This is a genomic window from Acinetobacter sp. SwsAc2 (genome assembly GCF_013391465.1).
Lineage (GTDB): Bacteria > Pseudomonadota > Gammaproteobacteria > Pseudomonadales > Moraxellaceae > Acinetobacter > Acinetobacter johnsonii.
Genome location: NZ_JACBEZ010000074.1, coordinates 1 through 2,364 on the forward strand (window position 1 = coordinate 1; position 2,364 = coordinate 2,364).

Annotated in this window: 1 protein-coding gene and 1 pseudogene; both read left to right on the forward strand. The window is 37.7% G+C overall.

Annotated features, from left to right (window positions below):
* Positions 1-296: 296 nt before the first annotated feature.
* A pseudogene (repM, locus tag HYI04_RS16665) lies at positions 297-1,223 on the forward strand (replication initiation protein RepM); the annotation flags it as partial.
* A gap of 541 nt (positions 1,224-1,764) precedes the next feature.
* Positions 1,765-1,944: a hypothetical protein gene (locus HYI04_RS16670; protein WP_020847111.1), complete on the forward strand. Its 180-nt coding sequence runs from the start codon at positions 1,765-1,767 to the stop codon at positions 1,942-1,944.
* Positions 1,945-2,364 lie beyond the last annotated feature (420 nt).

Here is a 2,364-nt window from a genome sequence, read left to right on the forward strand (position 1 = left end):
TTTTTGGGCTTTTAATAATAAAAAAGCTTTTAAATGCTTTTAGGTACTCTGAAAGCATTGATATATGTGCGTTTCAGCACTTATATGTGGACACTTACCTTGCAATATGTGGACACTTACCTTGCAAGATTTTTTCAATATGTGGACACTTACCTTGCAAATACTGACAAAAAAAATATTGTCCATAAAACAGCGTTTACCTTGCAAGGTTTTGTCTGTTTAGAGTTAAAATATTGACACAAATTATAATGTCAATATAATGACTAAAATAAAAATGTCATATTAGAAGATTTATAATGAAAGATTTGATTGTGAAAGATAACGCTTTAATTAACGCAAGCTATAATTTGGATTTGGTTGAACAGCGACTTATTCTGTTATCAATTATCGAAGCTCGCGAAAGTGGTAAAGGAATCAATGCTAATGACCCTTTAACAATCCACGCAGAAAGCTATATTAACCATTTTAATGTTCACAGAAACACAGCTTACCAAGCGTTAAAAGATGCTTGCAAAGACCTTTTTGCACGCCAATTTAGTTACCAAGAACAACGTGGGAAAGGGATTGCAAATATAACCAGTCGTTGGGTTTCTCAAATCGCCTACATAGACAATACTGCATCTGTAGAGCTTATTTTCGCCCCTGCAATCATCCCTTTAATAACAAGACTAGAAGAACAGTTCACAAGTTATGAGTTACAGCAAATTAAGGGGCTAAGCACAGCTTATGCAATTCGTCTTTATGAATTGCTCATCGCTTGGAGGAGTACAGGGAAAACTCCAATTATTGAAACTCAAGAGCTTCGCAGGAAGTTAGGTGTTCTTGATGGTGAATATAAAATGATTGCTGACTTTAAAAAGCGAGTATTTGAGCCATCTATCAAGCAAATAAACGAACATACAGACATAACCGTTAAGTCGGAACAGCACAAAACAGGTCGTTCAATTACTGGATTTTCATTCCGATTCAAACAAAAGGCACAGCCAAAACTAGAACAAAAAATCGACCCTAAACGAGATCCAAACACACCCGATTTTTTTGTTGAAATGACCGATGCACAACGGCATTTGTTCGCACATAAATTATCTGAACTGCCCGAAGTTGGTAGCGAATATGCAGAGATCGGAGAGTCAGCCGAAGACTTTACGAAACGCCTTGCCGACATGCTTTTAGAGCCAAAAAAATTCAGAATGTTTTACCCGCTACTGGAACAGCTCGGCTTTGGTTCTAAGAAAATCCAATCTGCACCAATCAAACAGGTCGATGAACCTAAGTTTTTAGATTTTTCAAACATGCAGATCAACCGAATTTCTTACGGCATGTCCAGAGATAAAAAATTCAACTATTTGAAACAAGAAAGTGAATCACCTGATGATTTCATGCAACGGCTTCGCATCATGCTAAAAGACCCCAAGCAGCAGATTCAGTTTTATGACTATCTGAAATCCCAAAAGTAGCAATTAATCCTCTAAAAAAGATTTCAAAACGCCCCAACTTTTGGGGCTTATTTTTATCTTTTTCAGAGGTCGGTTTTTTGTTTCTCGGAGAGAAACGCGTAAGCGTGCATTCCCTCCTGCTGTCGGAAAATGATAAATCTCCAAACCGCTAAAAATTTGCTTGTTAGCAAAGCACCAATATCGAATTTCACCCCATAGCGCAAAAACCGCCTAAAATCGCATTTAAGCGCCTTTTCTTCAAAAACAGGGAAATCTAGCTAAACAGGGCTAAAAACGCCAATAAACGCAAAATAGGAGCATTTAGACCATGAAATTGAGTGATGCCGAAAAAAATAATCGTTTGTCAGAAGTGTTTTTAAAGAAATCAGATCGAGAATATTACGATTTAGAAATCACTGAAGATCATCAAAAACTTTATGATCAGTACGTTTCAGGTGATTTAAACAAGCAAGATTTTGAAGAGCAACTAAACAAATTGATCAAGTAGCCGAGCGAGTGTCTACGAGCGACTGAGCGTTATAAAAATTTCGCCCCTACCTTTCCCTGATTACAAGCTCCCTATTGCCTCATAACGAGATTTACAGAGCAAAGCGACTGTAGCCATTGGCTCCATGACGAGCGAAGCGAGCATAAAGCTTTATGAGCGAAGCGAATCCATTCTTGTTTTTAGCGTCCTAGCCGGTCTTTGAAAAAACTGCCCCCAGGAATCGAGCGCAGCGAGATTCAATAGAGTTTGAGCGAAGCGAAAACATAGGGCAGTTTTAAACACCGTTTTTGATTTTTTTGGGCTTTTAATAATAAAAAAGCTTTTAAATGCTTTTAGGTACTCTGAAAGCATTGATATATGTGCGTTTCAGCACTTATATGTGGACACTTACCTTGCAATATGTGGACACTTACCTTGCAA

Excerpts from the sequence above, each read along its gene's own strand:
- HYI04_RS16670 (WP_020847111.1), top strand. The coding sequence starts at position 1,765 with ATGAAATTGAGTGATGCCGAAAAAAATAATCGTTTGTCAGAAGTGTTT.